Raw genomic sequence first — 22,823 nt, 5'->3', positions numbered from 1 at the left:
CGAAGACCTTCCGCCATAAGTTAGCTCCGTTGTACTAAATTCGTAATCTCCCCTTTATAGTGATTGATGAGCGTTAATATAACCGCTCTTATCTCCGCTTTCGTAATTCCGTAATTTTTCGTAGGACTGTACGCTTTGCATATGGATATCGCGGTCTTCTCGATCAAACGGTATAGCCGCGCATCCTCCATCTTAACGGCGGTACTCATGACGACATTCCGCTCGACGTGACCGTAAATCACCGATAAGAAATCCTCGCGCACATAACTGTCGATTACGTAAGGTTCGAACTTGAGCGGCACCTTAGCACCGTAATCTATCTCGAAAGCTTCCGTAATCATTTCTTACGCCCCTTCCGCCGACGCTTACGCTCTTCCTCCGCGAGAATCGGAGCTATGAATCTGATCCATGCGCGGCTTGCGGACTCGCCGAACGTGATTTCGATGCCGTCTGCGTATGTTACCTTTACGTGTCGATTATTCATTCGCACCCTCCTGTGAAATACGTGCATATATCGCACCCTTTACCGTGATTTCGCTTGATTTTAGGCACGCAAAATAAGCCGAAGTGTTAGCGCTCCTCCGCCTGCTCAAAGCTCTGTATTGACGTATTTCCTACGTAATCTGAACCACGTTGAATAGCCGCTTAGCTACGCGTTTCCGTCCGGCTGGTACACGATATTGCATAGCGGTTACCTGGCCTTCGCGCTCATACGTTGCCATCATGGTAAAGTCCGAATAGCTACGGCGAATCTTTGCGATGACTTCCGGATCTTCCGTATAGGCTGCAAGATCATCGGCGTTTAGCCGCCATATTGCGTTGGACATCCCAATTCACTTCCTCAAATTAACGTTTTAAATGATTGAAGTATAAACACAAAAAATAAAGGCACTATTATAGTGCCAATTTGTCGGAATCTTTTGCTCTTCTAATTGCCTCTAATACATCGTCACCCGTACCAAACACCTGAGCTAGCTTAATCCGCATGTCTCTCGAAACACTACGTCGTCCGTTCTCCACATCGCTCACACACGATTGGCTGACGTTAAGTGCTTCGGCAAATTGCGCCTGGGTTAAACCGGCCATAACCCGGATGCCGCGTACTCCTGATCCGTCCATATCACATACCTCCTTCGCTCATTTGGATTAACGCATAAGTCCGAAATAATTAATCGGGAACCTTCGTTCCCTTCCCTACTTAAGCGGAAATGTGGACAGTACGATGCCTCCGACAGTCAACAAATTTCTCCGTCAAAGGCTGCTCATACATGTTGTAGGTGACGACCTCACCCCACCAGATCGAATGATTATTGCCCTTGTACTTATTGCGATCACTCGTCCAGCCATATTCCCCGTCAAGGTATCCCGCGCCCTCTGTACCCTTCTTATCTATGAGTTGAACCGTATTCTTCCGGCCGTGCCCTTCCTTCCGTCTCTTAGCGTCAAGCATATCCGCAAGCTTCTTAGCAGTGCCGTATGATTGTTCCGAACGCTCCTGCAGGTTCTCCATTTCCTGCGGATTATAGAACCCGTATTCGAGCTTCGTACGATTGCGCTCGCCTTCTAGGTCAATCGTTCCGAAACGCTTCACGCGCTCCCACATCGTTTTATATCTGCGTCGGCAGGTCGGTCCACAATCGAGTTGTGTCGCGCGGCCCTCAAAGGGATGGCAGCATATACGACAGAGCTTAACGCCCATCTTATCCGCAACATCCTCCGCGTCAGCCTCGCAGAAGATCGAGACGTTATACTTCCGCATGAAATCCCGCGCACCTTCACCGATTGGGTTGTCTAGGTCACGGTCACGTGGCATGTCGTACGGATCGCGCATGATAGATAGGCCGTTAACGTGGTCTTCGGCTAAAATATAATCGGCCAGTCGCTCCAAACGTTGTTTATCAATCTCTGTCCGGAAACGGCCGTCACCACCTACGTGGTTATCGTAGTAATGCGCGTCATAAAGCTCGGCCATAGTCTCCGATATCTGCAGGCGTTGATCGAGTGGCTGTTTGGCGTACGTCCTATAGTTGGCGTGCGTCCAATTTGGGAAGAGTTCGCAGTCATTACCTGAGTAATCGTAACGATCGACGTTGGGCGTGATGATAAGTTCGAGCTTGGGGCCGACGGTATATTCAATTAACTGTTGGGCTGCTTCCATATGAATACCTCCTTGTGGATGTTGAGTGGTTTAACTTCCGCGTATCGTATACTCTTTCTTTAAAGTTCCTCCGCGCTCTTATATCTCACCATACCTTTATACGCGGTAATATTTATCCGCTAGGAACGAAGTGACGACGCGTGAGGGATAGTGTTCTTCTATCCCGAAACTCTGCTCGGTAATATTTTATTTTTCTTTCTCGTTATTCTTTCTCGTTATTCTTTCTCTGGTTAAATGACTTAATTACGGAGGAGAAACGATTTACTATCCGAGTTTAAACTGTTTGATGTCCGCTTATGATGCCTTGGCTTCCGGCTCAAATTCGGCCTGCTTTAATAGTAATCGCTCCTTATCCTCTTCAATTTCATGAGCCGCAGCGTCCACCCTCTCTTGAAATGCACGCACCTCCTCAGCATAAATTGCGTGGAACTCTGCCTCAGTTAACGGCTCAAGCGGCTCGTAGATTCGTTTATTCGCCACCATTCTCGACTTAGATACGTTTAGTAATCCGTACCTAACAAGGATATCGATATTGGTGCGTATTTTGTACGCAGACAGACCGGTTTGAGCGGTTATATCCAACTGGTTGAGCCACACCTTACCGTACATCGCGTGGCCAGACTTATTCTGGCGCCAGGACAGTAGATACCCGTATAAGCCGACCGTTTCCAGAGAGAACCCGTCAAGTAACGGGTACATCCGGAATAGGATATTCGGCATGCGCGCAAATCCGTCATCGTGGGCGAGCGGTCTTGATACGTCGATTGTCATTGTTTACATCTCCTTTTCACTATGTTCTTGTATGGGAAACGGAATAATCCGCGAACCCTCTACTTTTTATGTTGCCCTCTGAGGGCATTTCGCACGGTTTTTGTCCCTACTCGTTTTAACAGTTCCTACTCGTCTTTAGCACACTTAATGGTAATTTGCCCTATACCATATTAATTTCTCTCGACCCAAATCTCAGGCATACCACAGAAAAAGTTCTTATAATACGCCGTTTTCGGTCGCTGGGAGTCTCAGATATAATCCTCATAATATATAAGGACATCATTTTAAAAAGCTGGTAATACTTTTTCGGAAAAATGTGTCTGATTTGTGAACTTTAAATTTCTCTGGAACCTATTAGAACAAATGTTCGTATTATAGTATATAACAAACGAAAGAGAGCGTGCCTGAATGCGATAGCTAATCGCCACTCTCTTCTCAGCTTAAGAAATGTAGTTACCCGCTACACTCCTGGATCTATGTTAAGCAACGCGCCAGTTGAGAGATTGCCGTCTCTCCATTGCGTTATATGAACTCCGGCCAGACAGTTGGCGCTGAAAGGCCGGGATAAGTTACCGCACTGCATAGCGATCCGAAACCGATAGTTGGCGCTACCGACTCAGTACAGCACGTTGCACATCGTCGAACATCTTCTCCCCGTTATGCGTTCCCGCGCCATTAGGTTCATCGAAGGATTTCGAGCTTCATGTTGATATCACCGCGATCTTTAGTCCATAGCATGATGTCGAGCAAGAACTGCAGACCGTTCATCCGCGTCAGCTCAGTGATAATTGTTTCTATTAAAACGCGGGTATCCATGCCTTCTACTTCGTTGGCAATAATGAGCCCGCCGGAATCTCCGTCAATATAAAGGTGATCCTTGTGAGGTGCTTTGTGTACCTGACGCAGCCATAAGTCTCCCGCATCCATAATGAAGATGTGGCGCTCATTCAATACATAACCTGTATACAGTGCATACTCGAAGTCCTCATCAAATGGGCCGAGAATTACCGAAGCTAGTTCAAGCTCAACCTTCGCGTTCATTATGTGACCACTTCCTTAATTATCATCGTTAAGGCATAAATGAACTTGAGCATACGGATAAAGTTACGTTGGAACAATGTATTTTTTTGTTCGTTGTTACGCGTAGTTGGCATATTGGTAGTTGCTATCATTGTTGTTTCCTCCTTCGATAATGAATCCTACTTCGGCAAGCTTAGCGGCTGACAGCGCGGCTACTCCTTCGGTTGTTCTCCGACTCAGTCCGAGAATCCTGCGCAGTGCGGCCGGTAGAATAACGAGCTGCTGTCCGGTTGTAAGGTGCGTTACGACGAAATTGTCGCAGTGCTTCGGACTTAATTCGTATGTAATCCGCGAAGATAACGGATCGGATATGTCTGCGATGATGCTAAGCGCTTCGAGCTCCGCCGCCGATACTTCTACGTTGGCTGTGTGGTTACGGCGGTTGATGCGTGGAAACAATGAGAGGAAAAGGACACGCGGGATATTGCGTTCGATACCGTTGAGAGTCACTATGAAACTTGCGGCGATGCGATCGCGAGTGTACGGAAGTGTTACCGTTGGAACGATTGTTTTCATATAATGCGCCTCCTTGGCGATTGGGTTACGTGAGTGGCTAATAATTCGAGTAAAGCATTGCGAATTTGGAAACGGTTTGATACGATAAACGTATTAATTATTAGGACTTTTCACCATGTCGACTTGTTGTGCATAAAGCTATAATACATCCTTGTCTCCACCATGTCAACATGTTGTGCATAGTTATTTTGGAGGAATTTTAATGAGCATCCGTTGTCGGCTTGGTGAGATCATGGCTGAGCGTAAGTTAATGAATAAAGACGTAGTAGCACTAACGGGCGTAAGCCGCAATACAATAACGTCTCTTGCTGCGAATGCAACGAAACGAATTGACTACGATACTCTAGGCGCGCTTTGTAAAGGGCTCGGCGTATATCCTGGTGATATAATCGAATACATACCAGAAAACAACGAAGAGAGCCGTTAATCATACGGCTCTTTTTACGTGGAATTAGTGTGTTTAGGCTTCGACAGGGGACGTACCCGGACGGGCTGGAACGCAGCGTTTGTACGTGGATGTGACGGAGAGAACGAGAAAAACCGCTAACCCTACGTGTGGGCTGCGGTTTAACTCAGGTTCATAAAACTTGAAATTTTGTCAGGTTAGTTACTTCCCAAGTTTTACCTGATGTGTCGATTATACCTGTTATTCTAACCTGTTTCTTTTCTTTATGAGCATCACAGGCACGCTTATAGTCATCTTCATTCAATTCTAACTTTATACTATGTTTTTTATTCTCATGTATTGAAATAATGTTAATACTACCATGCGTTAACTCAGAGTTCGAGGACAGCTTAGATATATAACCCTCTAATTCGATATCTTCTGGTTTGTTCTCCCTTAAAGCCTCTGCCAAAACCTTTATAATATAATAGTCCGCAGAATTAAGTGTAATTTTTTCTGGTAATTCTTCAGTATTTTTAAGAGATTTTGAATACTTGATTTTTGACTCAAGTTTCATCAACTCATTGTCGTAGTATAGAGAGAGTAGTGCGTCGCAAATATTAGCATTTATTCCTTCATTATAACCGGTTTCTACCAAGTCACTCAGCTTATTATTTTCTTCATTAAAACTCTCTATCTGATACATTGATCTGTGGATACGTTTCATAACTCTTCTTGAGAATGGCTCTGTTACTAATGTGTTACCTTCGATGGCTATTGCTAAATCATCATTTTCAAGAGAACCAGATTCCACTGTAACAATGTAACTACCGTGAGCGGTCTGTCCAAGCTTAAAAGAGTCACTGTAGCTTTGCGCTTTTTGAGAAGCTCTTTTGAATACTCTTTGGGGTAATTCCTCTGTATAAGCAGCAGATACAATTAGATTTTTGAGACCTTTTATTAGACTTGCTGCGTAACTTAGAGGTATGGCTCCATCTTCTGAAAACGATGAAATTATCCTGATTTCAAGTTTGTCAGTAAGAGAACTAAAGTTAGTTATATCTTTGACTATCGCGTCAACACTTCTATCTTCAAAGCTACTTAAAATTCCCAAAGCCGAATGTACTCGCTGATCGTAGTCCGAGAAATCTTCCTTTGCTGGCAATAATACAGATATAGAGCTTTCATCAATAAGTCGACGAGAGAAAACAAGAAGATTTGGATTAGCGAATTTATCCATATAGTCCCATCCGCTATCTCTGAGATATTCAACGAAATTACTTAAACTTAAATTATTATAAGTCATAAGTTCTCACCCATTTTTACTTTATTCATAAGCTGCCTTAAAGAAACTTCGGTCAGTACTTGATCCTTATGAATACTTACCCTCACAGTATTGGAGTTGTCCGTGGGCTTCATACCTTTTAATGAGCACCACCATGCACAGTTTTTTAAGATTGTACCTTTTTCTGATATCCTTAGCCACTCATTCTGATCTTTTGGTAACACAAACAGTACCAACATCCTAGGAGAACCCGATTCTGAAACAAGGTCATTATAATTCTTAGCTTCCAAATCATATTTTATGTAATTTTCTTCCCTGATAACATTTACAGTTGCTTTAAGCTGGATATCAATATTATGTCCACTATCACAGTATCTTCCATTTATATTCTGAATGTCCCTAAATATACCATCAATCCCGTAGTCAAAATCAGGCCTAGAAAAATTCATTCCTGCTCTGTGCGCTACTGCCGTAGCATAAGCTCTACTAAGCCCTTCCTTAATATGGCTCTCGATCATATCTCAATAACACCTCTACAAATATGTAAGTAAAAATTACTATCTCAAAGATAACATTTTGTGAATTTTTTAGGAATATATATTTCAAATATTTTCAGTTTTTCTAAATCTCCCCACGCTCACAGCCGAAATCAACGCTTACAAACGCGTGGCTGGCGAGGCGATATTCGAAATTGGGAGACGCCTTAAACATGTTAAGGAACACGGATTGGCGCACGGTGAGTTTGGCGATTGGCTTGAAAGTATCGAGATAGATCGAACTCTTGCTACACGAATGATGCGTATTGTTGATGAGTTAGGCGACGCAAAATATGCCACGTGGCACAATTTGAGTCAGCGAGTTTTGTACGAAATCGCAACGCTCCCACCCAAAGATCGGACGCGAGGTCACATGCTCAGTTCAGGCGCAACGAAGACACCGGATGAAATGAACGTACGTGAGCTGCGCGAAGTAAAAGCCACACTCAAGGTGGAGAGGGAAGCGAGAGGGAGGAAGCGGAGGCCCGCGCACAGAAAGCGGAGGACGACTACGATGTTATCCGCGATACACTTATGTACCATTTAAAGCTCAGGTTCAAGATAAACTCAAGCTGACTCCTGAAAATTAAGGAGTGCACAGAATTTTGTAGTGGTATACCCAAAGTTGAACATCTCTCTATAACCTACAACAAGCTCGCGAACGGAAATAGTATCCGCTGCGAGCGAGTGTACGGTTTGCATATGAAGAGTTAACTGGGATTTTATTATTGGAGTGCCTGCCCTCTCTCTCTAAGAATATCCAACTGTCCGTTTATTTCAGAAATAATTTCCTCCACAGATTCTTCACCCATACGTCCATCAGAATAAAGTTCTCTACCGCTAATTAAGTGGAGTAACCACGCCTCGAGCAGTATAGTGTAGGTGTTATCTAAATGAAACAAATTACTATTTGCTCCCACATACCCATTCCCTGCATCAAAAGTATTAAATCTGACGGCATATTCGGTCAATGTACGTGCTGATCTGTCGATTAGAGGTACTAATTTCAGGTACCCATCAAAATCAATGATCAAGGCGTTATCATGTTCTTCATTCCCGTGTAAAAGTACATTTCTTAACTCCTCTTTAGAGAAGATTGGATTAGCTGGGACATCGGTGCGATGGAGTATTATTTCGAAATTTATTTTATCAAAGTCAAGCAGGTTATGGACTCCATCTGAATCCTCCATTGTAAGAACAGTTTTACCATCTATATTGACTTGAGAATTCTGCTGTAACCAAAGTTGTGCTGAACTATAGGAATTAAAAAGCAAATCAGTCTCATCAAAATGTTTGAAGTCTCTTTGTTTCACCCATGCACTATTTTTTTTCAATCTATACGTGTCTCCAATGCCCAACAACATCTTATTCGCATTAAGTGAAAATCTCACAAAATCCCTCTCCTTTATCCCGCATATTTAAACGTACAGACTCCGCGCACGTACCTCTCGCCCTTCACCGCAACACTCATCTCCGTAATATCCTAGATCACACCGCTGCCGATGAGCTCCGCGCCGATAAATACAACGATAGGAGTCCGTTCCATTTGCGCGGTATAACGTTGGATATCGGAGGTTAGCGGACACATATAGACGTAGTCCTTTCGTTGTGGGTTGTGTATATGCTTCGACAAATTGGCGCAAATTTCCTGCATAAATTCGTAAGAATAAGCACTACAGCACACGAATAGTTGAAACTAAGTAGCTACTAGTATACAAGAACTAATGCTACATGGTATAATCTTCCTTACGAGTATCCGGCGTGCGAATAGGATTCTACGTTCGATTTTTAGGCTCTTCGGAGTAACACGTAGTTGACGGGTTTCCATTTACCCCGCACCGTCCTACTGCCCCGGCATTAGGGTGTAAGGTCTTCTCTCTCTCCATATCGTGGGTAGCTTTTACATGGGTGGGGTAGCGTGTGCGAGAAGAGGAGGATGAAGACGTGCGACTTAAGAATTCGCCCCGGATGCTCGTAGCCTTGTTTGCCATCATTGGTATTTGTGGTTGTTTCATGTACGCAGTACATATGGATAAGAATCCTAGCGTCAGCGGCTCTATCGGTCCTATTAAGATTGAGATGACTGTTGAATCTAACAACACTAACCTTAAGCAACTCGGCGAAACAAACCTTCCTTAATTGGAGGGTTTTTTAGTTTAAAAACCTCCCTATGATTTAAGTTCCAACTTTAATCCTTTTAACCGATCCGGAACCGACGGGTCCACTTACATATCCGTATTTAATCCGAGATACTTCCGCATAACCAGGCTTGCGTCCGCCCCCATCATCGACCAACGCAGCCGCATCTCCGACTCGTATCCGCGACATTTATAGCGCGCCGTTACGCCGTCGATATCCGACAACTCCTCGTAGACTTTGATGCCGCGCGTCCGGAAGGCCTTACGGATCTCATAAATGTCTGCGGTGATCTTGCGCTGGGCTTCCGTTATTAAGTCCGTGTACGGTGCCGGAGTTTTCAGCGTTGTGTTGATCAGCGCGGCGTCACGTTCGAAAGCGGTTAGTACGCGCGGGAGGATGATGTGCGATTTGACTAGCGCGCGATCTTCGTCGGTGATATCGATCATAAGGCGGGAACCTCCGTTTAAGGGCGTTTAAATCCGCAATACAGGAACATTTGTTCTTAATATAGCGGAGGAGCTGCGGATTATACAAGCGGTAGAAATCATATGACGGCATACCTCAAATATTGAGATCACTGAGTTTTTCACTTGTAGTCTTTCTCCTTACTAGGTATAATTTGGGTAATATTACCTAGAATGGAGGCGTACAATGAAGGTACTCTGGACACCTTTACTCGCCGCGTTACTACTGTCGGGATGCTTAAGTACAACTACGTCCGATATTGCAGAAAAAGATGTTGAGTCAGTCGTTAATATCACGGAACCAGTGGAAGCCGCAAAAGAAGTAATCACCGAGGAGATAAAAGAAACCGCCGCAGATGTTCTCGCGCGTGCAAAGGCAGATATTGAAGGTGGTTACGAACAGTCCGCAAAGAAGTTATTGGAGAGCATGATATTCGATTATCCGGACGCGGCAGAAGTGAAGGAAGCTAACACATTAATTGCTAAGATCGACGCGAAGGCAAACGAAGAGAACGCAAAAGTAGCGGCAGAAGAAAAGAAAGCCGAGGAAGCGCGCAAAGCAAACATCAATAAGGCGCTATCTAAACTACGCAAGAAAGCAGATGAGGTCGAAGGTATCACGTGGTATTACGATAAGACTACGTCGAAGTACGATGATACGAACAACGCGCATTTATACATAGGAGTTCCAGAATCTGGCGATCCATACCTAAGATTGCGCATTCGTTACGCATCGGATAGCTGGTTGTTCATCGACCAATATATCTTCCGATCCGGAGACGATAAGTATACAATCACGCCGGGATTCTCTGGAGTTAACCGCGATAATAGTGGCGGAGGCATATGGGAATGGTACGATGCGGCTCCAACAGCCGACGATCTCGATATGATCCGTACAATCATCGCGTCAGACAAAGCTATCCTCCGTTACAGCGGACAACAATACTACGATGACCGCACAATCTCGAGTGAAGAAAAGAAGGCGTTTCAGAACGTACTCGATGCGTATGAAGCGCTTGGTGGTAAATAAACGCAAAAAAGGCGCAGCCCTCAACGGAACTTATACCGCGAGAACTGCGCCCTCTTTTTAATCTTCGTCATCCTCCACTCTAATCTTCGTTAGCCTCTTCCTCTTCGGTTTCTCGTCCGCAATCTTAGTGAGCGGTGAAGTCTTCGCGTGTTCAACCTTCAAATCATCGTTAATCAGCGCGACATATCGCTTAGTCATTTCCATCGTAGAGTGGCCGAGCGTTTTTTGTACCGCAAACGAGGATGAACCGTTACGGATCGACTCCAATGCGTAGATATGCCGCAGATCATAAGGCCGAATGTGGACACCAATCTTCTTGCTGTGCCGCTCAAGTCGGTCCCCCCACACATGACGGTTCAGCGCGTTGCCTTCGTAGGTACAGAATATCGGAACCTTGTCCGCCCATCCAAGCGGTCGCGAACGAATTAACTTATTCATTGCCTTGATCGTAGCGTCAGATATCGGGAGATCGCGGGAACGCCGTGTCTTTGCTGTTAACGCCGTAACGTGAATCTCGCGAGCTTGGGGGCGGAAGTTGCTCGGAACCAGCGCTAGAGCTTCCGACGGCCGAATACCGGTATCTAGCGTCAATAAGATCAACGCGTAATCACGTAGGCCAGTAAACGTTGACTGATCGGGAACCTTTAGTAGCTCGCGGAGAACTTCGATATCAACGCTGACTCTACGGCCTTCTTCACGACGCTTTTTAAGATTGGTAAGTGGGTTGTCTCTAATGTAGTTATTTTCAACGCACCATTTCAGGAATGTACGCAAATACACGAGACGTCCGTTATATGTTGCCGGTGCAATATCAGGCTGCGCGAGGTGCTCATACAACATAGATTTTAGATTATGGGGAGAATCCCATGCTTCGGGATAGCGCGACATAAATAGCGTCATGCTCCGTTCATAATCTCCTATCGTATGTTTGCTTAACCCCTGTACTTTCTTCCAATTAATAAACTCTGTAAGACATTCTTCCCAAGTCCGAATTTTGAGGCGATTCTCATATCGTTTTCTCATCTGTCTACTCGATTCTTAATAAACTTATTCGTAGGAGAGAATTGATCGTGACTGCGCCGAACATCTTCCGTATCCATCTGAATATAGCGTCGCATTGTTCGGATATCTGACCATCCGCCCATCTTCTGTATGGTAAACGGATCTGCTCCGTTAATGACCATCGATCGAGCCCATGTATGCCGATATACGTGCGCGGTCATCTTCTTCCCTTCAACGCCCGCCTTCTCTCCGTGAAACTTCAATCGCTTATTAAATTGATTAGCGGATATTGGATCACCAAAGCACGAAAGAAATAACCGATCCGTTGTAAAGTGCTGCCTGTTCTCATCTATAAGCTGCAGGAGTAATTTCGCCACTGCTGCGGAAAAAGGTACCATGCGCGGCTTACGATTTTTATTAGCCTCACCGGACAATGTAATGAACCGCGTTTGAAAGTCGACATCTCCGATCCGGAGTCCGAGCATTTCAGATACACGACAACCGCTATCCAGCATCAACATAATGCCTACATAATCACGGAATCCTACGAAGTCCCTCCGGTTCGGCTGTGCTAAGATGGCAATAATCTCAGCATCCGTTAGACAATTCGTTAAATCTACGTCCTGGCGCAGCAACTTTACCTTGCCCACCGGATTCACTTCGATTAACTCATCGCGCTCCAGTTGGTTGAAGATCGCCTTCAACGTTCGAATTCGGATATTAACGGTCGTGTCCGATAGCCCCACGCGCTGACCCTCCGACGGTATATGTTTATGTCCTTCGTAACGTACGCGATCGTACTTCATATACGAAATGTGGTCGCGGATAATGCTGATGTCGATATGTTCAATTAACGTGATATCCGGATGAAACTCGCAAAGCCAGTTCACGAAGTAACCGTAATGCTTCGCGTAATCATGAAGCGTCCTTTCACGCAGTCCCTCCACTTTCTTCGCGCTGATTACGAAATCAAGCGCCTGCTCTAACGTAAGTTCCGGATACAACCGTACATCTCGCGCACCAACTGGAGCACGTCGTTCTCGCTTCTTTAACGCCATAACAAAAAGACCTCCATAACGTAGTTAGTACGAGACTAATACGCTATAGAGGCCGTGATTCACAACCCTGGAATGCCTTTTCAAGGATTGTTAACGTTCATCGTCCGGGGTTGTTAATCTACCGAAATACCTGCGCAATCCGCAATCCCCACCGTTTAGGCTACCGTAACAGGCTTGCGTCCGTCGAGCGTCTTATAACACGCTCAAACCCGCGCCAGATTAGCAATCTTTATCCGGTACGCCTGCTTCTTCCTTTGTACGGAAAGAAGATCCGCAGCCGCATGTTGCTACGGCATTCGGGTTATGAATGGTGAATCCGCCGGTCATGCCGGACTCTTCAAAATCAATTTCGAGACCATTCAGATACTTCAGGTTCTCCTTCTCCACAACAACCTTCATATCCTGAATATCCATATAGAGATCCTCATCGGATTCTTTATCGTCAAAGCCCATGGCGTACGAAAATCCGGTACAACCCCCCGGTGCTACGCCAAGACGCAGGAACATGCCAGGTGTCTCTTGCTGTGCGAGCATTTCTTTCAATCGGTCAGCAGCCGTTTCGCTGATGTTAATCATGCCAGGTCACTCTCCTTTTTCATATATAATCATGTTCAAAAAAGCATCCTTCGTAATCAAAAGCGGACTTTTTGAACAACTTTACATTAACTCTTCCTAAATTATACTCCACCCCGTCAAGGGCCTCAAGTGAAGTTTGCCCGTTTCCGCGTTCCTCCTGAACTCCTTTTTCTTCCCAGTGTATTGAACCCCCGGGACACGAGGTTTATAATGGATAGGTGGTCGCTCTGAAATGTCGATATTTTGTCATGACTTATTCAGATGATGGTCATAATTGGAGTTGTAATTTTTTTCACATTTCGAGACTGTTACGCAGTCCCCAATGCATATAGAGTCATTAGACTCCTTTTTCTCGAACAAATAAGTCATAGCACAATGCAGCATATGCTGCACCGGGTAAATAAGAGTTAGTTTAACTATAGAAGGCGGTTGTTGACCGCATTTTTTCTATGTGAGCTTTTGCATCCATCCAGTTAGCGGTTTTTTAAGCTTCACCATACTGATGTAGCTCTGCAAACAGGCCTATACTACTTAATCCGGTTAAGAACAGGAGGAATAACAAATGTCTACATTAGTTACACCATTTACAGACAAAAGAATGGCTGAGATCGTCGAGAAGGTTCAAAATGGCGTCAGATTGAGCGTGGAAGACGGTGTCTATCTGTATGAGACAGATGACTTGCTCACACTGGGCCAACTGGCTAACGAAGCCAACCTGCGGAAGAACGGTAAGAAAGTATATTTCATCGAAAACATGAGCCTTTATTTCACCAACGTATGCGAAGCTCGCTGCGCGTTTTGTAATTTCCGCAAAGACCAAGGTGAAGAAGGCTCTTATACGTTGTCTGGTCAGGAAATGATTGATTATGTGGAAGAACATATTCACCCAGGCGTCCGTGAGTTTCATATCGTAGGCGGGCATAATAATCATGTTCCTTTTCAATATTATGTCGACTCTTTGCGTGCTTTAAACGAAAAATATCCTGATGTCACGCTCAAAGCTTACACAGCTGCTGAGATTGATTTCTTCACTCGTATTAGCGGTTTGAGCATTAAGGAAGTTCTGCAAGAGCTGCAAAAAGCAGGTCTGAAATCTCTGACTGGCGGCGGCGCGGAAATTCTGTCTGATGAGTATCGCAAAAAAATGCGCGTAGACAAAGCCAATGTTGATCGCTATCTCGAAGTACACCGCACTGCTCACAACCTGGGCATGCGTACGCATACGACCATGCTGTACGGATCCATTGAATCCTACGAGGATCGTGTGAATCACATGGTTCAAATTCGTGAGCTTCAAGATGAGACAAATGGTTTTATGGTGTTTATCCCGCTCTCCATGCAGCCTAAGAGCAAAAGTGCAAGCATTATGCGTCGTAACTCTGCTTACGAGGATCTCAAAACCATTGCGATCAGCCGCCTGATGCTCGATAACATCGACCATGTTAAAGCGTACTTCATTAATATTGGTCCACAATTAACACAAGTTGCTCTGAGCTTCGGCGCTTCCGATGTTCATGGCACCATTGTACGTGAAAAAATCAGTCATGCTGCAGGTGCACTTACACCAGAAGGATTAACTCGTAAAGAATTGATCTGGTTAGTTAAGGGTGCTGGGCGCATTCCTGTAGAGCGTGATACGTTCTATAACGAAATTCAAGTATACGAGTAACATCTGCTTTTATATTTCCCAGCCACATCCAAGTATTGAATCGGATTCAGGCAAGGTATAGCTCGGCTGCTTCTTCTCAACAATCCGTTGTCTGGGTTAGCACTTTCGCTATATCCTCACCCCTGAAGTCACCTCCAGGGTTGTACTATGGTACAACCGTGCTGCACGATATCTGTAATTTGAAATGCATATTTTCTGAATATCAAAATAAAAACAAATTGGAGCAGCTATGGAAGCATAGCTGCTCCAAAGGTTGCAGCCCCGCTTAACGGGACTGATGCAGAAAGGAAGCCGAGTCATGAAAAATTTCGTCGTTCTCGGAGGCGGTTACGGTGGCCTCACGATTATCAAAGAACTTCTTGAAGGTAAAATTCCAGCAGACACACAAATCGTACTGGTGGATCGCAGCCCTTTTCAAGGATTAAAGACTGAATATTACGCACTCGCAGCAGGCACCGTATCTGATTACGACCTGCGCATCCAATTTCCAGTTCATGAAAAAGTTACGTATCGGTATGGAGAAGTGACGGCGATTGATCTGGAACAGCGTCAGATTGAATTTGAAGGCCAAGACCCTTTGGAATATGACAAACTGGTGATTGGATTGGGTTGTACCGACCGTTTCCATAACACACCAGGAGCAGAGGAATTTAGCTGCACCATTCAGAGCTTCAGCAAAACACGAGAAACGTATCTCCGTCTTAGTGAAGTAAAAGCTTATGGACATGTACACATCGTTGGTGGAGGTCTAAGTGGTGTAGAGATGGCCGCAGAGCTCCGTGAGAGCAGACCCGATCTGAATATCAGCATCCTGGATCGTGGTGAACGTGTATTGTCCGCCTTCCCACAACGTCTATCCGCATATGTTCATGAATGGTTTGGCGAACATCAGGTCGAGACACGTGGACATATTGCCATTTCCCGTCTTGAAGCAGATGGAATTTATAATCGGGATGAGGAAATTTTGACGGACGCCGTAGTATGGACTGCTGGAATCCAGCCGGTCAAAGTCGTACAGGACTTGGATGTTACCAAAGACCCCCAAGGCCGTGTTGTCCTTAACGAATATTATCAAATTCCTGAATATACAGATGTCTATGTTGTTGGGGACTGCGCTAGCGTGCCTTACGCCCCGAGTGGTCAAGCAGCAGAAGTACAGGGTGAACAGATCGCTCATATTCAGCATGCCCTTTGGAAAGGGGAAAAGCCCAATCCACACCCTCTTAAGCTGCGCGGCACGTTAGGTGCGCTAGGTAAGAAGGCTGGTTTTGGGCTAATGGGCAAAACGTCCATGATGGGACGTGTGCCTCGTATTTTGAAAAGCGGTGTGCTCTGGATGTCCAAGCGTCATCTCGGTTAATCGAGATCCAACTCACTCCAAGCATCGGCTTCAGCAATTTTGGCTAAGATGGCGTTGTATAGATCTTCCACTTTGTCGGTAATGACTAATTCGCCATTCACTAGTGCAAAAGGAGTCATGTAACATTGTCCACAATTGCTGAGGCACCCGTATTCAATCACATCATAATCTGGATTTTCCTCCAGCTGATCCATGATTTCATCTGTGCCAAAGTGCATGTTATTCGCACAAAATTCAATAATTGGTCTCATGTAGGTTCACCTGCTTTGTTTGACCATTTTAATTTATGGTCATTTGTAATATAATATATAGAGGAAAGGAGTTGAAAAAAATGAGCGAAAACGCACAAAGCACCATGATGTATGATGAGGTATCCGATGTGCTTGACAAACTTCGTCCGTTCCTGCAACGCGATGGCGGTGACGTGGAATTGGTTGACGTAGAAGATGGCATCGTTAAGCTGAAACTGGTCGGTGCCTGCGGCAGTTGCCCAAGCTCCACCATTACCTTAAAAGCCGGGATTGAACGCGCCCTTCTTGAAGAAGTTGACGGTGTCGAAGAAGTCGTACAAGTATTCTAATCAATCCTTCACGAAATAAACCTCAAGAGCCTTTCGCTTCACTGAAGCGGAGGGCTCTTTTTTTGTGCCTATTTCATTCTAACATAGTTCACATATCCTTCGCCCTACCGCTTCACATTATGCTACGTTCTAAATTGTTGGACGAATCGGATCAAGTCCCCCAGACACATCCATAATGTTGCCTGTAATAAAATCGGAATGGTCTAGACAGAGATACGTAATGACACGTGCAATATCTTCACCGCTGCCAGGACGTCCTCTTGGTGTTTCCTCGTCCGTAATCCCAGCAATCTCATCTATCGTTTTCTCTTTATTAGCGCCGCGAATATCTCCAGGACATACCATATTCACCGTTATCCCGTTAGGTGCTTCTTCTACAGCTAATGTTTTGGTAAAAGAAACTAAGCCCACCTTCGCAGCTGCATATACAGCTCGATGAGGCCATGATCTAGCTTCTCCAGCATGACTGAATCCAAAATGGATTATACGCCCCCACTGCTTACGCCGCATCTCTGGCAGCACATATTGATCAAGCAGCATAGGTCCAAGCAAATTACCCTGTACTAACATTTGTATTTCCGCTTCTGCATATTCAGCAAACAAACGGCGCTCGCGGACAAACGGACCTGCATTATTCACAAGAATATCGATGCTGCCGAGCTGTTCTTCCACCTGTTTAACCAAAAATGCAATCTCCTCGGTCTTAGAAATGTCCGCCTGGATTGCAATACAATTTACGCCTTTGGCTATAATCTGCACCTGAAGCTCCTCTGCTTCGAGTCGGCTATGCACGTAATTCAGGGCAATATGGCATCCCTGATCCGCCAGACTGAGGGCTGTCATTTTTCCAAGGCCTTTGGCACTTCCCGTTATGAGGGCAATCTTCCCCTTCACGTCCATCCCCCTCTTCAATGAGCAGTCATTCATTAGTATAAAAGATTTATCATCCCCTCACAACTTGCATATTTTATAGGTATTATATCTCTTTAATTCCAGATATATCTTGCCAGTGATAACTAGCTATGTTAGTGTCGGTGATATCGTGCGAAAGAAACTTATTATGAGGACTGTGTGATGAACATTTTTAAAAGAAGATGGAAAACATTTATGCTGTTACTATTCATGAGTTTCTTAGTTTTCTCAGATGCTTCTCAAGTAACCGCAACAACCGATGAAGAGCAATCTCCTGATGCGTATAACTGGATTGCTGGGCCGGCTACTGTAGATTTAGATAGCAAAGCCACTTTAGAAATCCCCGAAAGCTATTTTTTCCTGAATAAAGCCAACACGCAACGTTCAATGCTCAATGCAGGTGGAAAACCTAACGGTAATGAAATAGGTAGCTTGTACAATAATAGCGATTCAGGTTCATGGTATGTCGTGTTTGAATACGTGAGAACCGGTCATATCCGAGATGATGATCAGAAGCTGGATGCGAACGAACTTTTAAGCAGTTATATTCGTGGTACAGAAGCGGGGAACCGAGAAGCTGAGTTTGAAGATCGAACTTACGTAACAGGTTGGGAAATTGAACCTACATATGATAGCAGCAAACATCAATTAATTTATTCTCTGGGTTTCAAGGATGCTTTTGAACAGGCCATGGTCAATTACAATGTACATATACTAACACGTGAAGGGTATGTATCTGCGATTTTGGTTACAGATCTGGCTAATTTTCAACAGAACAATAAAACATTTGAGGAAGCTGTTCTTAACCAATTGAGTATCTGTGCAGGATATACCTATGAAGAATACGATGCGTCGACAGACAAAACTTCAACGATCGGACTCAAAAGTTTAATTTGGGGCGGTATCGGTTATACAGGCAGTCCCACGAACAACTTATTGCTTTTTCTCAAGAAGTCATGGTTTATAATTTTAATTGTAGTCGTTGGGCTGATTGCTTGGATTAGATTCAAACGATCAAAAGGTGATGAAGAACAGCTCTCTCCTACGGAGCGAATGGTTCTGCAGGAGGCAGATGAACAGCAGAATGCCGATCAAAATGAATTATCATATTATCGCCATTCTGGGCAGCCGCCTCATCAATAATTGCAGTTAATAGCAGCATAAAGGCCGTACATCTCTCCTATGGGGGTACACGGTCTTTGTGTTGTACTTTAGCTCAACCGCCTCATTTGCAAAAAAGTGTAAGCCTCGGACTAAATACTTATATTCCCATCCTTTACTTTGTTATCAATTAGGTCTTAAGAAGGAAAATACCACCTAAATAACCATATATGCCTTGTCTGGTAGGGGTGTCTATGGTAATGTCGATAAGTCGTTACTTCCTGTGAAACTAATGACACAATACATATGGTCATGTAAATATAATCATTACATGGCGACTCTGAAAGGATTTATAGCAAATGATGAAAAAATGTGTAGCATCTCTGATCGCCATACTGCTTGTACTTACATTACAAGCCCCCTTCTCCATCACAGCTTCTGCAGAAAGTGACAGTAGCACCACTGAGGATTATCAATGGATAGACGGACCACAAGATGTCATGCTCGACAGCAAAGCCTCCTTGAAAGTAGTTGAAGGACTTACCTTTTTAGATGAAGCCAACACAAAACGTTTCATGGAAGACACCGAATCCTTCCCGAACGGAACAGAGATCGGTAGTATCTATGGAGCGGGTGAGAACTCCAACTGGTACGTGATCTTCGAGTACAATGACACTGGACATATTGACGACAGTGACAAGGATGACCTCGATGCTGAAGAGCTCCTGGACAGCTACAAACGAGGTACAGAGGAACAGAATGAGAAAACGACTCCTGATAACCAACTGTTTATTACTGGCTGGGACATTGAACCGAACTATGATAGCGCCAAACACCATTTGCTTTATTCCATTGGTCTCAAAGATGCTCAGCAGGAAGCCCTTGTTAATTACAATGTGAACGTTCTGACACGTCAGGGCTATATCGGCGTTATTCTAGTTACCGACAGTGCTAATTTTGAGGAGAACCGAAGACAGTTTGAGGACAATGTTCTCTCCAATCTGACTGTCACTGCGGGTAACAAGTATGAGGAGTTTGACGCTTCGATCGATAGAAAATCAGAACTCGGCTTAACCAGTCTCATCCTTGGTGGTGCAGGAGTCGCTGTTGCCAAAAAAGTAGGATTGTTGTTATTGCTCAAAAAAGGATGGTTTGTCATTGTAGCTCTAGTCGTTGGAGCATTCGGATGGCTCCGTAATAAGCTGACTGGACGCAAGAAAAATGATGCTGATCATCCTACGGATGAGAACTCTCTTTCTCCTGCTGAACAGGCATATCAACAGCATGCAGCTGGGCAGGAATCCATCGAGCACACCCATTCATCCACTGGTGATCATTCAGAGAATGACCCGAATAAGCGCTAACAGCTTCACTCACAAATAATCAACACACAAAAGCCCTACATCCTTGTTAAAAAGGTGTAGGGCTTTTTTTTGCATCGATACAGCACTTGGTACTATCATCAAATATCAATGATAAGCGGGATCAACTTTTTATGTTCGTTAAGCTATTACTTAAAATGCAGGTTCAACTGCACCTTGGTAACGATCTTTAATGAATGTTTTTACTGCTTCGGAATTCAGGGCTGCTGCCAGTTTCTTGATTGCATCTGAATCTTTGTTATCTTCACGAGCTACAAGAATGTTAGCATACGGGTTACCTTGCAGATCTTCGATTAGAAGAGCATCTTTTTCTGGATTCAGATTCGCTTCCAGTGCAAAGTTTGCATTAATGAATACCAGGTCTGCTTCATCCAACTGACGCGGCATCATCGCTGCATCCAACTCAATAATTTCCAGGTTTTTCGGATTTTCAGTAATGTCTTGCAGTGTTGACGAGATGTTTGTGTTGTCTTTGAGCGTAATCAGACCTTCTTTTGCAAGCAACAACAATGCACGGCCACCATTGGATGGGTCATTCGGGATCGCAACTTTTGCGCCGTCTTTCAATTCATCCAATGATTTGATCTTTTTGGAATAGCCACCAAAAGGCTCTACGTGTACAGGAGTTACAGTTACAAGGTTAAAACCACGTGCTGCATTTTCTGCATCTAGATAAGGTTGGTGTTGGAAGAAGTTAGCGTCCAATTGTTTGTCAGCCAATTGCTGATTCGGTTGAACATAATCATTAAATGTTACAACTTGCAAACGAATACCTTCTGCTTCAAGTTCAGGCTTGATACTTTCCAGAATTTCAGCATGAGGTGTAGGAGATGCTCCCACTTTCAGTTCAACGGTACGTGGTGCACCAGCAGAATTGTCTGCTCCGCTATCCGCATCCTTGTTGTTACCGCAAGCAGCTAGTACTGCAATCAGCAAAATACTTAGTAGAGCAAATGACCATTTTTTCATGTGTAAAACCCCTTCTCCAATCAATTTTTGTTGCATTAGCTGAGCCTGATCAATTTGATCATGCGTCAGACATGCTGTCTATGTGTTATTTCCTGGTGAACCATTTAACCAAGCGATCTCCAGACATCTGAAGGACTTGTACCAAAATGACGATTAATACTACCGCTACAAGCATGACCTCGGTCTGGTAACGATAATAACCATAGTTGATCGCCAGCGTCCCAAGTCCACCGCCGCCAACCATCCCCGCCATTGCCGTATAGGAAACCAACGTAACAATGGTGATCGTTATACCTGCCAGCAAACCAGGTAATGCCTCTGGTAACAGAACACGTCTTACAATCTGCCCTGTCGAGGCTCCCATCGCTTGTGCAGCTTCTATGACTCCACGATCCACCTCACGCAATGTCGTCTCCACAATCCTAGCGAAGTACGGCGCTGCTGCAATGACAAGTGGTGGAATTGTACCCAACACACCTGTAGCCGTTCCAACAAGCGCACGGGTAACTGGAAGTAGAGCAACAATTAAGATGATGAATGGAACAGATCGCAATATATTCACAATCACCGACAGAATCGAATAAACGAGAACTGATTTTGCCGATGAGGATCTTGCCGTCATGAATAGCAGCACACCCAATGGTAAGCCAATAATTACAGTAAACAGGCCGGATACAAGAAGAATCTGCAACGTCTCAATAGACGCCTTGCCAACCTCTTCCCAGCGTACAGTTGAAAAATCCATGTTAACTAAGCACCTCCACATCAAGTCCCTGCTCGATTAATTCACGGGTAGTTGAGTTAATCGCCGCAGAAGATCCCTCGAAACGAACAATAAGTTGTCCATAAGGGACTTGTTTGATCGTAGAGATTGTTCCTTGCAGAATCGCGAAATCAACGCCGGTACGGCGAACGGTTCTTGACAGAATGGCTTCATATGTCTTCTGTCCCAAGAACGAAATTTTCACCAACTGAGATTGTTCGCCGTTCTCACGGTTGTTCCCTGAGCTTGATAGACCTTCCTCTTGAAGTAACAACAACTCGGTCGCCTGACCTTGCTGCATGAAATCACGTGTGATAGCATGCTTTGGCTTGAGGAACACTTCTGTGACTGGCCCCTGTTCAACGATGCCTCCCTGATGAATGACTGCAACCTGATCACAGATACTCTGGATCACATGCATCTCATGAGTAATCAGCACAATCGTTAACTCATACTTCTCGTTAATATCCAGCAGAAGCTTCAGAATAGAACTTGTTGTCTGTGGATCAAGAGCAGAAGTGGCTTCATCACAGAGCAGCACATCCGGATCACTGGCGAGTGCACGAGCAATACCCACCCGTTGCTTCTGTCCTCCTGACAATTGTGCAGGATACTTGTTGCTATGCTGTTCAAGTCCGACCAAGGTGAGCATTTCCTTTACCTTACGATCGATCTCCGCTTTGGGCGTATTGACCAACTTCAGTGGAAATGCAACATTGTCGTAGACCGTAGCGGATGAGAGCAGATTGAAATGCTGAAAGATCATACCGATCTTGCCTCTTTGCTTCTGCAATTCCGACTTGCTCAGACTGGTTAAGTCCACTCCATTCACCCAAACTTCACCTTCTGTAGGTCGCTCCAGTAGATTTATACATCGAATCAATGTACTTTTACCGGCGCCTGAATGCCCAATGACTCCAAAAATCTCGCCTTTGCTAACATTCAGATTCAGATCCGCAAGCGCAGTTGTTGCCTTTGCGCCTCTACCATATGTTTTGGTTATTCCTTTTAATTCAATCAAATAATACTCTCCTTCCCACTGCCTACACCTATCTTTACCCGAAAGAGAGGAAAACTCCCATTCATG

At 44.6% G+C, this 22,823-nt stretch carries 28 protein-coding genes; 8 read left to right on the top strand and 20 right to left on the bottom strand.

The window, feature by feature from the left end; translation table 11 throughout:
* Positions 1 to 20 precede the first annotated feature (20 nt).
* From M3636_RS27385 to M3636_RS27350, 8 genes are all read right to left on the bottom strand, one after another.
* Complete coding sequence (locus M3636_RS27385; protein ID WP_251384615.1) at positions 21 to 341, bottom strand: hypothetical protein; 321 nt, start codon at positions 339 to 341, stop codon at positions 21 to 23.
* A complete protein-coding gene (locus M3636_RS27380; protein ID WP_251384614.1) occupies positions 338 to 484 on the bottom strand; it encodes a hypothetical protein in 147 nt (48 codons plus the stop codon). Before M3636_RS27380 ends, M3636_RS27385 begins: the two co-directional genes overlap by 4 nt.
* Positions 485 to 614: 130 nt before the next feature.
* Positions 615 to 827: a hypothetical protein gene (locus M3636_RS27375; protein ID WP_251384613.1), complete on the bottom strand. Its 213-nt coding sequence runs from the start codon at positions 825 to 827 to the stop codon at positions 615 to 617.
* 67 nt (positions 828 to 894) lie between these two features.
* The gene (locus M3636_RS27370) at positions 895 to 1,119 is read right to left on the bottom strand and encodes a helix-turn-helix transcriptional regulator (RefSeq protein ID WP_251384612.1); all 225 of its coding nucleotides are present in this window, start codon (positions 1,117 to 1,119) and stop codon (positions 895 to 897) included.
* Positions 1,120 to 1,198: 79 nt separating this feature from the next.
* Positions 1,199 to 2,158: a hypothetical protein gene (locus M3636_RS27365; protein ID WP_251384611.1), complete on the bottom strand. Its 960-nt coding sequence runs from the start codon at positions 2,156 to 2,158 to the stop codon at positions 1,199 to 1,201.
* Positions 2,159 to 2,452: 294 nt separating this feature from the next.
* Positions 2,453 to 2,929, bottom strand: coding sequence for a hypothetical protein (locus M3636_RS27360; protein ID WP_251384610.1), 477 nt, complete (start codon positions 2,927 to 2,929; stop codon positions 2,453 to 2,455).
* Between the two features lie 681 nt (positions 2,930 to 3,610).
* Positions 3,611 to 3,970 (bottom strand): hypothetical protein, encoded by a 360-nt coding sequence (locus tag M3636_RS27355; RefSeq protein WP_251384609.1) that lies wholly within the window; start codon positions 3,968 to 3,970, stop codon positions 3,611 to 3,613.
* Positions 3,971 to 4,066: 96 nt separating this feature from the next.
* The gene (locus M3636_RS27350; RefSeq protein ID WP_251384608.1) at positions 4,067 to 4,459 is read right to left on the bottom strand and encodes a hypothetical protein; all 393 of its coding nucleotides are present in this window, start codon (positions 4,457 to 4,459) and stop codon (positions 4,067 to 4,069) included.
* Positions 4,460 to 4,727: 268 nt separating this feature from the next.
* Between M3636_RS27350 and M3636_RS27345 the strand changes: the two genes are divergently transcribed.
* Positions 4,728 to 4,952, top strand: coding sequence for a helix-turn-helix domain-containing protein (locus M3636_RS27345; RefSeq protein WP_251384607.1), 225 nt, complete (start codon positions 4,728 to 4,730; stop codon positions 4,950 to 4,952).
* Positions 4,953 to 5,103: 151 nt separating this feature from the next.
* Here M3636_RS27345 and M3636_RS27340 read toward each other — a convergent pair whose 3' ends face one another.
* Together M3636_RS27340 and M3636_RS27335 are read right to left on the bottom strand one after the other, a co-directional pair.
* Positions 5,104 to 6,216 (bottom strand): hypothetical protein, encoded by a 1,113-nt coding sequence (locus M3636_RS27340; RefSeq protein ID WP_251384606.1) that lies wholly within the window; start codon positions 6,214 to 6,216, stop codon positions 5,104 to 5,106.
* Positions 6,213 to 6,713, bottom strand: coding sequence for a DUF4365 domain-containing protein (locus M3636_RS27335; protein WP_251384605.1), 501 nt, complete (start codon positions 6,711 to 6,713; stop codon positions 6,213 to 6,215). The genes M3636_RS27340 and M3636_RS27335 overlap by 4 nt, the downstream gene beginning before the upstream one ends.
* Before the next feature lie 148 nt (positions 6,714 to 6,861).
* Here M3636_RS27335 and M3636_RS27330 point away from each other — a divergent pair, with 148 nt between their 5' ends.
* Positions 6,862 to 7,278, top strand: a complete 417-nt coding sequence (locus M3636_RS27330; protein WP_251384604.1) for a DUF3102 domain-containing protein — start codon at positions 6,862 to 6,864, stop codon at positions 7,276 to 7,278.
* A 178-nt stretch (positions 7,279 to 7,456) separates the two neighbouring features.
* Here the strand turns inward: M3636_RS27330 and M3636_RS27325 are convergent, their stop codons facing one another.
* Entirely contained in the window at positions 7,457 to 8,122 is a 666-nt protein-coding gene (locus tag M3636_RS27325) for a hypothetical protein (RefSeq protein ID WP_251384603.1), read from the bottom strand.
* Between the two features lie 834 nt (positions 8,123 to 8,956).
* Positions 8,957 to 9,316, bottom strand: a complete 360-nt coding sequence (locus tag M3636_RS27320; RefSeq protein WP_251384602.1) for a YhjD family protein — start codon at positions 9,314 to 9,316, stop codon at positions 8,957 to 8,959.
* A 205-nt stretch (positions 9,317 to 9,521) separates the two neighbouring features.
* Here M3636_RS27320 and M3636_RS27315 point away from each other — a divergent pair, with 205 nt between their 5' ends.
* The gene (locus M3636_RS27315; RefSeq protein ID WP_251384601.1) at positions 9,522 to 10,364 is read left to right on the top strand and encodes a putative periplasmic lipoprotein; all 843 of its coding nucleotides are present in this window, start codon (positions 9,522 to 9,524) and stop codon (positions 10,362 to 10,364) included.
* 57 nt (positions 10,365 to 10,421) lie between these two features.
* Here the strand turns inward: M3636_RS27315 and M3636_RS27310 are convergent, their stop codons facing one another.
* The 3 genes from M3636_RS27310 to M3636_RS27300 all read right to left on the bottom strand — a co-directional run bounded on the left by M3636_RS27310 (position 10,422) and on the right by M3636_RS27300 (position 13,000).
* Positions 10,422 to 11,387, bottom strand: coding sequence for a tyrosine-type recombinase/integrase (locus tag M3636_RS27310; RefSeq protein ID WP_251384600.1), 966 nt, complete (start codon positions 11,385 to 11,387; stop codon positions 10,422 to 10,424).
* On the bottom strand, positions 11,384 to 12,424 hold the full coding sequence (locus M3636_RS27305) for a tyrosine-type recombinase/integrase (protein ID WP_251384599.1): 1,041 nt from the start codon (positions 12,422 to 12,424) through the stop codon (positions 11,384 to 11,386). Before M3636_RS27305 ends, M3636_RS27310 begins: the two co-directional genes overlap by 4 nt.
* Before the next feature lie 219 nt (positions 12,425 to 12,643).
* Positions 12,644 to 13,000 carry a HesB/IscA family protein gene (locus M3636_RS27300; protein ID WP_145408705.1) on the bottom strand — a complete coding sequence of 119 codons (357 nt, stop codon included), beginning with the start codon at positions 12,998 to 13,000 and terminating at the stop codon, positions 12,644 to 12,646.
* A 562-nt stretch (positions 13,001 to 13,562) separates the two neighbouring features.
* On the opposite strand from M3636_RS27300, the gene mqnE reads away from it, so the two are divergent.
* Positions 13,563 to 14,669 (top strand): aminofutalosine synthase MqnE, encoded by a 1,107-nt coding sequence (mqnE, locus tag M3636_RS27295; RefSeq protein ID WP_056702363.1) that lies wholly within the window; start codon positions 13,563 to 13,565, stop codon positions 14,667 to 14,669.
* Positions 14,670 to 14,967: 298 nt separating this feature from the next.
* Positions 14,968 to 16,029, top strand: coding sequence for an NAD(P)/FAD-dependent oxidoreductase (locus tag M3636_RS27290; RefSeq protein WP_145408706.1), 1,062 nt, complete (start codon positions 14,968 to 14,970; stop codon positions 16,027 to 16,029).
* Here the strand turns inward: M3636_RS27290 and M3636_RS27285 are convergent.
* Positions 16,026 to 16,280: a YuzB family protein gene (locus M3636_RS27285; RefSeq protein WP_056702359.1), complete on the bottom strand. Its 255-nt coding sequence runs from the start codon at positions 16,278 to 16,280 to the stop codon at positions 16,026 to 16,028. The two genes, M3636_RS27290 and M3636_RS27285, sit on opposite strands and share 4 nt — an antisense overlap.
* Before the next feature lie 80 nt (positions 16,281 to 16,360).
* Between M3636_RS27285 and M3636_RS27280 the strand changes: the two genes are divergently transcribed.
* Positions 16,361 to 16,609: a NifU family protein gene (locus tag M3636_RS27280; protein WP_128103445.1), complete on the top strand. Its 249-nt coding sequence runs from the start codon at positions 16,361 to 16,363 to the stop codon at positions 16,607 to 16,609.
* A 129-nt stretch (positions 16,610 to 16,738) separates the two neighbouring features.
* Here the strand turns inward: M3636_RS27280 and M3636_RS27275 are convergent, their stop codons facing one another.
* Positions 16,739 to 17,503, bottom strand: a complete 765-nt coding sequence (locus tag M3636_RS27275) for an SDR family oxidoreductase (RefSeq protein ID WP_251384598.1) — start codon at positions 17,501 to 17,503, stop codon at positions 16,739 to 16,741.
* Between the two features lie 180 nt (positions 17,504 to 17,683).
* Here M3636_RS27275 and M3636_RS27270 point away from each other — a divergent pair, with 180 nt between their 5' ends.
* Entirely contained in the window at positions 17,684 to 18,664 is a 981-nt protein-coding gene (locus tag M3636_RS27270) for a DUF2167 domain-containing protein (protein WP_251384597.1), read from the top strand.
* Between the two features lie 317 nt (positions 18,665 to 18,981).
* Complete coding sequence (locus M3636_RS27265; RefSeq protein WP_251384596.1) at positions 18,982 to 19,986, top strand: DUF2167 domain-containing protein; 1,005 nt, start codon at positions 18,982 to 18,984, stop codon at positions 19,984 to 19,986.
* A gap of 150 nt (positions 19,987 to 20,136) precedes the next feature.
* Here the strand turns inward: M3636_RS27265 and M3636_RS27260 are convergent, their stop codons facing one another.
* The 3 genes from M3636_RS27260 to M3636_RS27250 all read right to left on the bottom strand — a co-directional run bounded on the left by M3636_RS27260 (position 20,137) and on the right by M3636_RS27250 (position 22,757).
* The gene (locus M3636_RS27260; protein ID WP_128103449.1) at positions 20,137 to 20,973 is read right to left on the bottom strand and encodes a MetQ/NlpA family ABC transporter substrate-binding protein; all 837 of its coding nucleotides are present in this window, start codon (positions 20,971 to 20,973) and stop codon (positions 20,137 to 20,139) included.
* Between the two features lie 85 nt (positions 20,974 to 21,058).
* Positions 21,059 to 21,718: a methionine ABC transporter permease gene (locus tag M3636_RS27255; RefSeq protein ID WP_128103450.1), complete on the bottom strand. Its 660-nt coding sequence runs from the start codon at positions 21,716 to 21,718 to the stop codon at positions 21,059 to 21,061.
* A gap of 1 nt (position 21,719) precedes the next feature.
* Positions 21,720 to 22,757, bottom strand: a complete 1,038-nt coding sequence (locus tag M3636_RS27250; RefSeq protein WP_251384595.1) for a methionine ABC transporter ATP-binding protein — start codon at positions 22,755 to 22,757, stop codon at positions 21,720 to 21,722.
* Positions 22,758 to 22,823: the final 66 nt, after the last annotated feature.

Origin of the sequence: Paenibacillus sp. MER 99-2 (assembly GCF_023714095.1) — a bacterium.
Classification (GTDB): domain Bacteria; phylum Bacillota; class Bacilli; order Paenibacillales; family Paenibacillaceae; genus Paenibacillus.
This window is presented reverse-complemented; position numbering and strand designations above follow the sequence as displayed.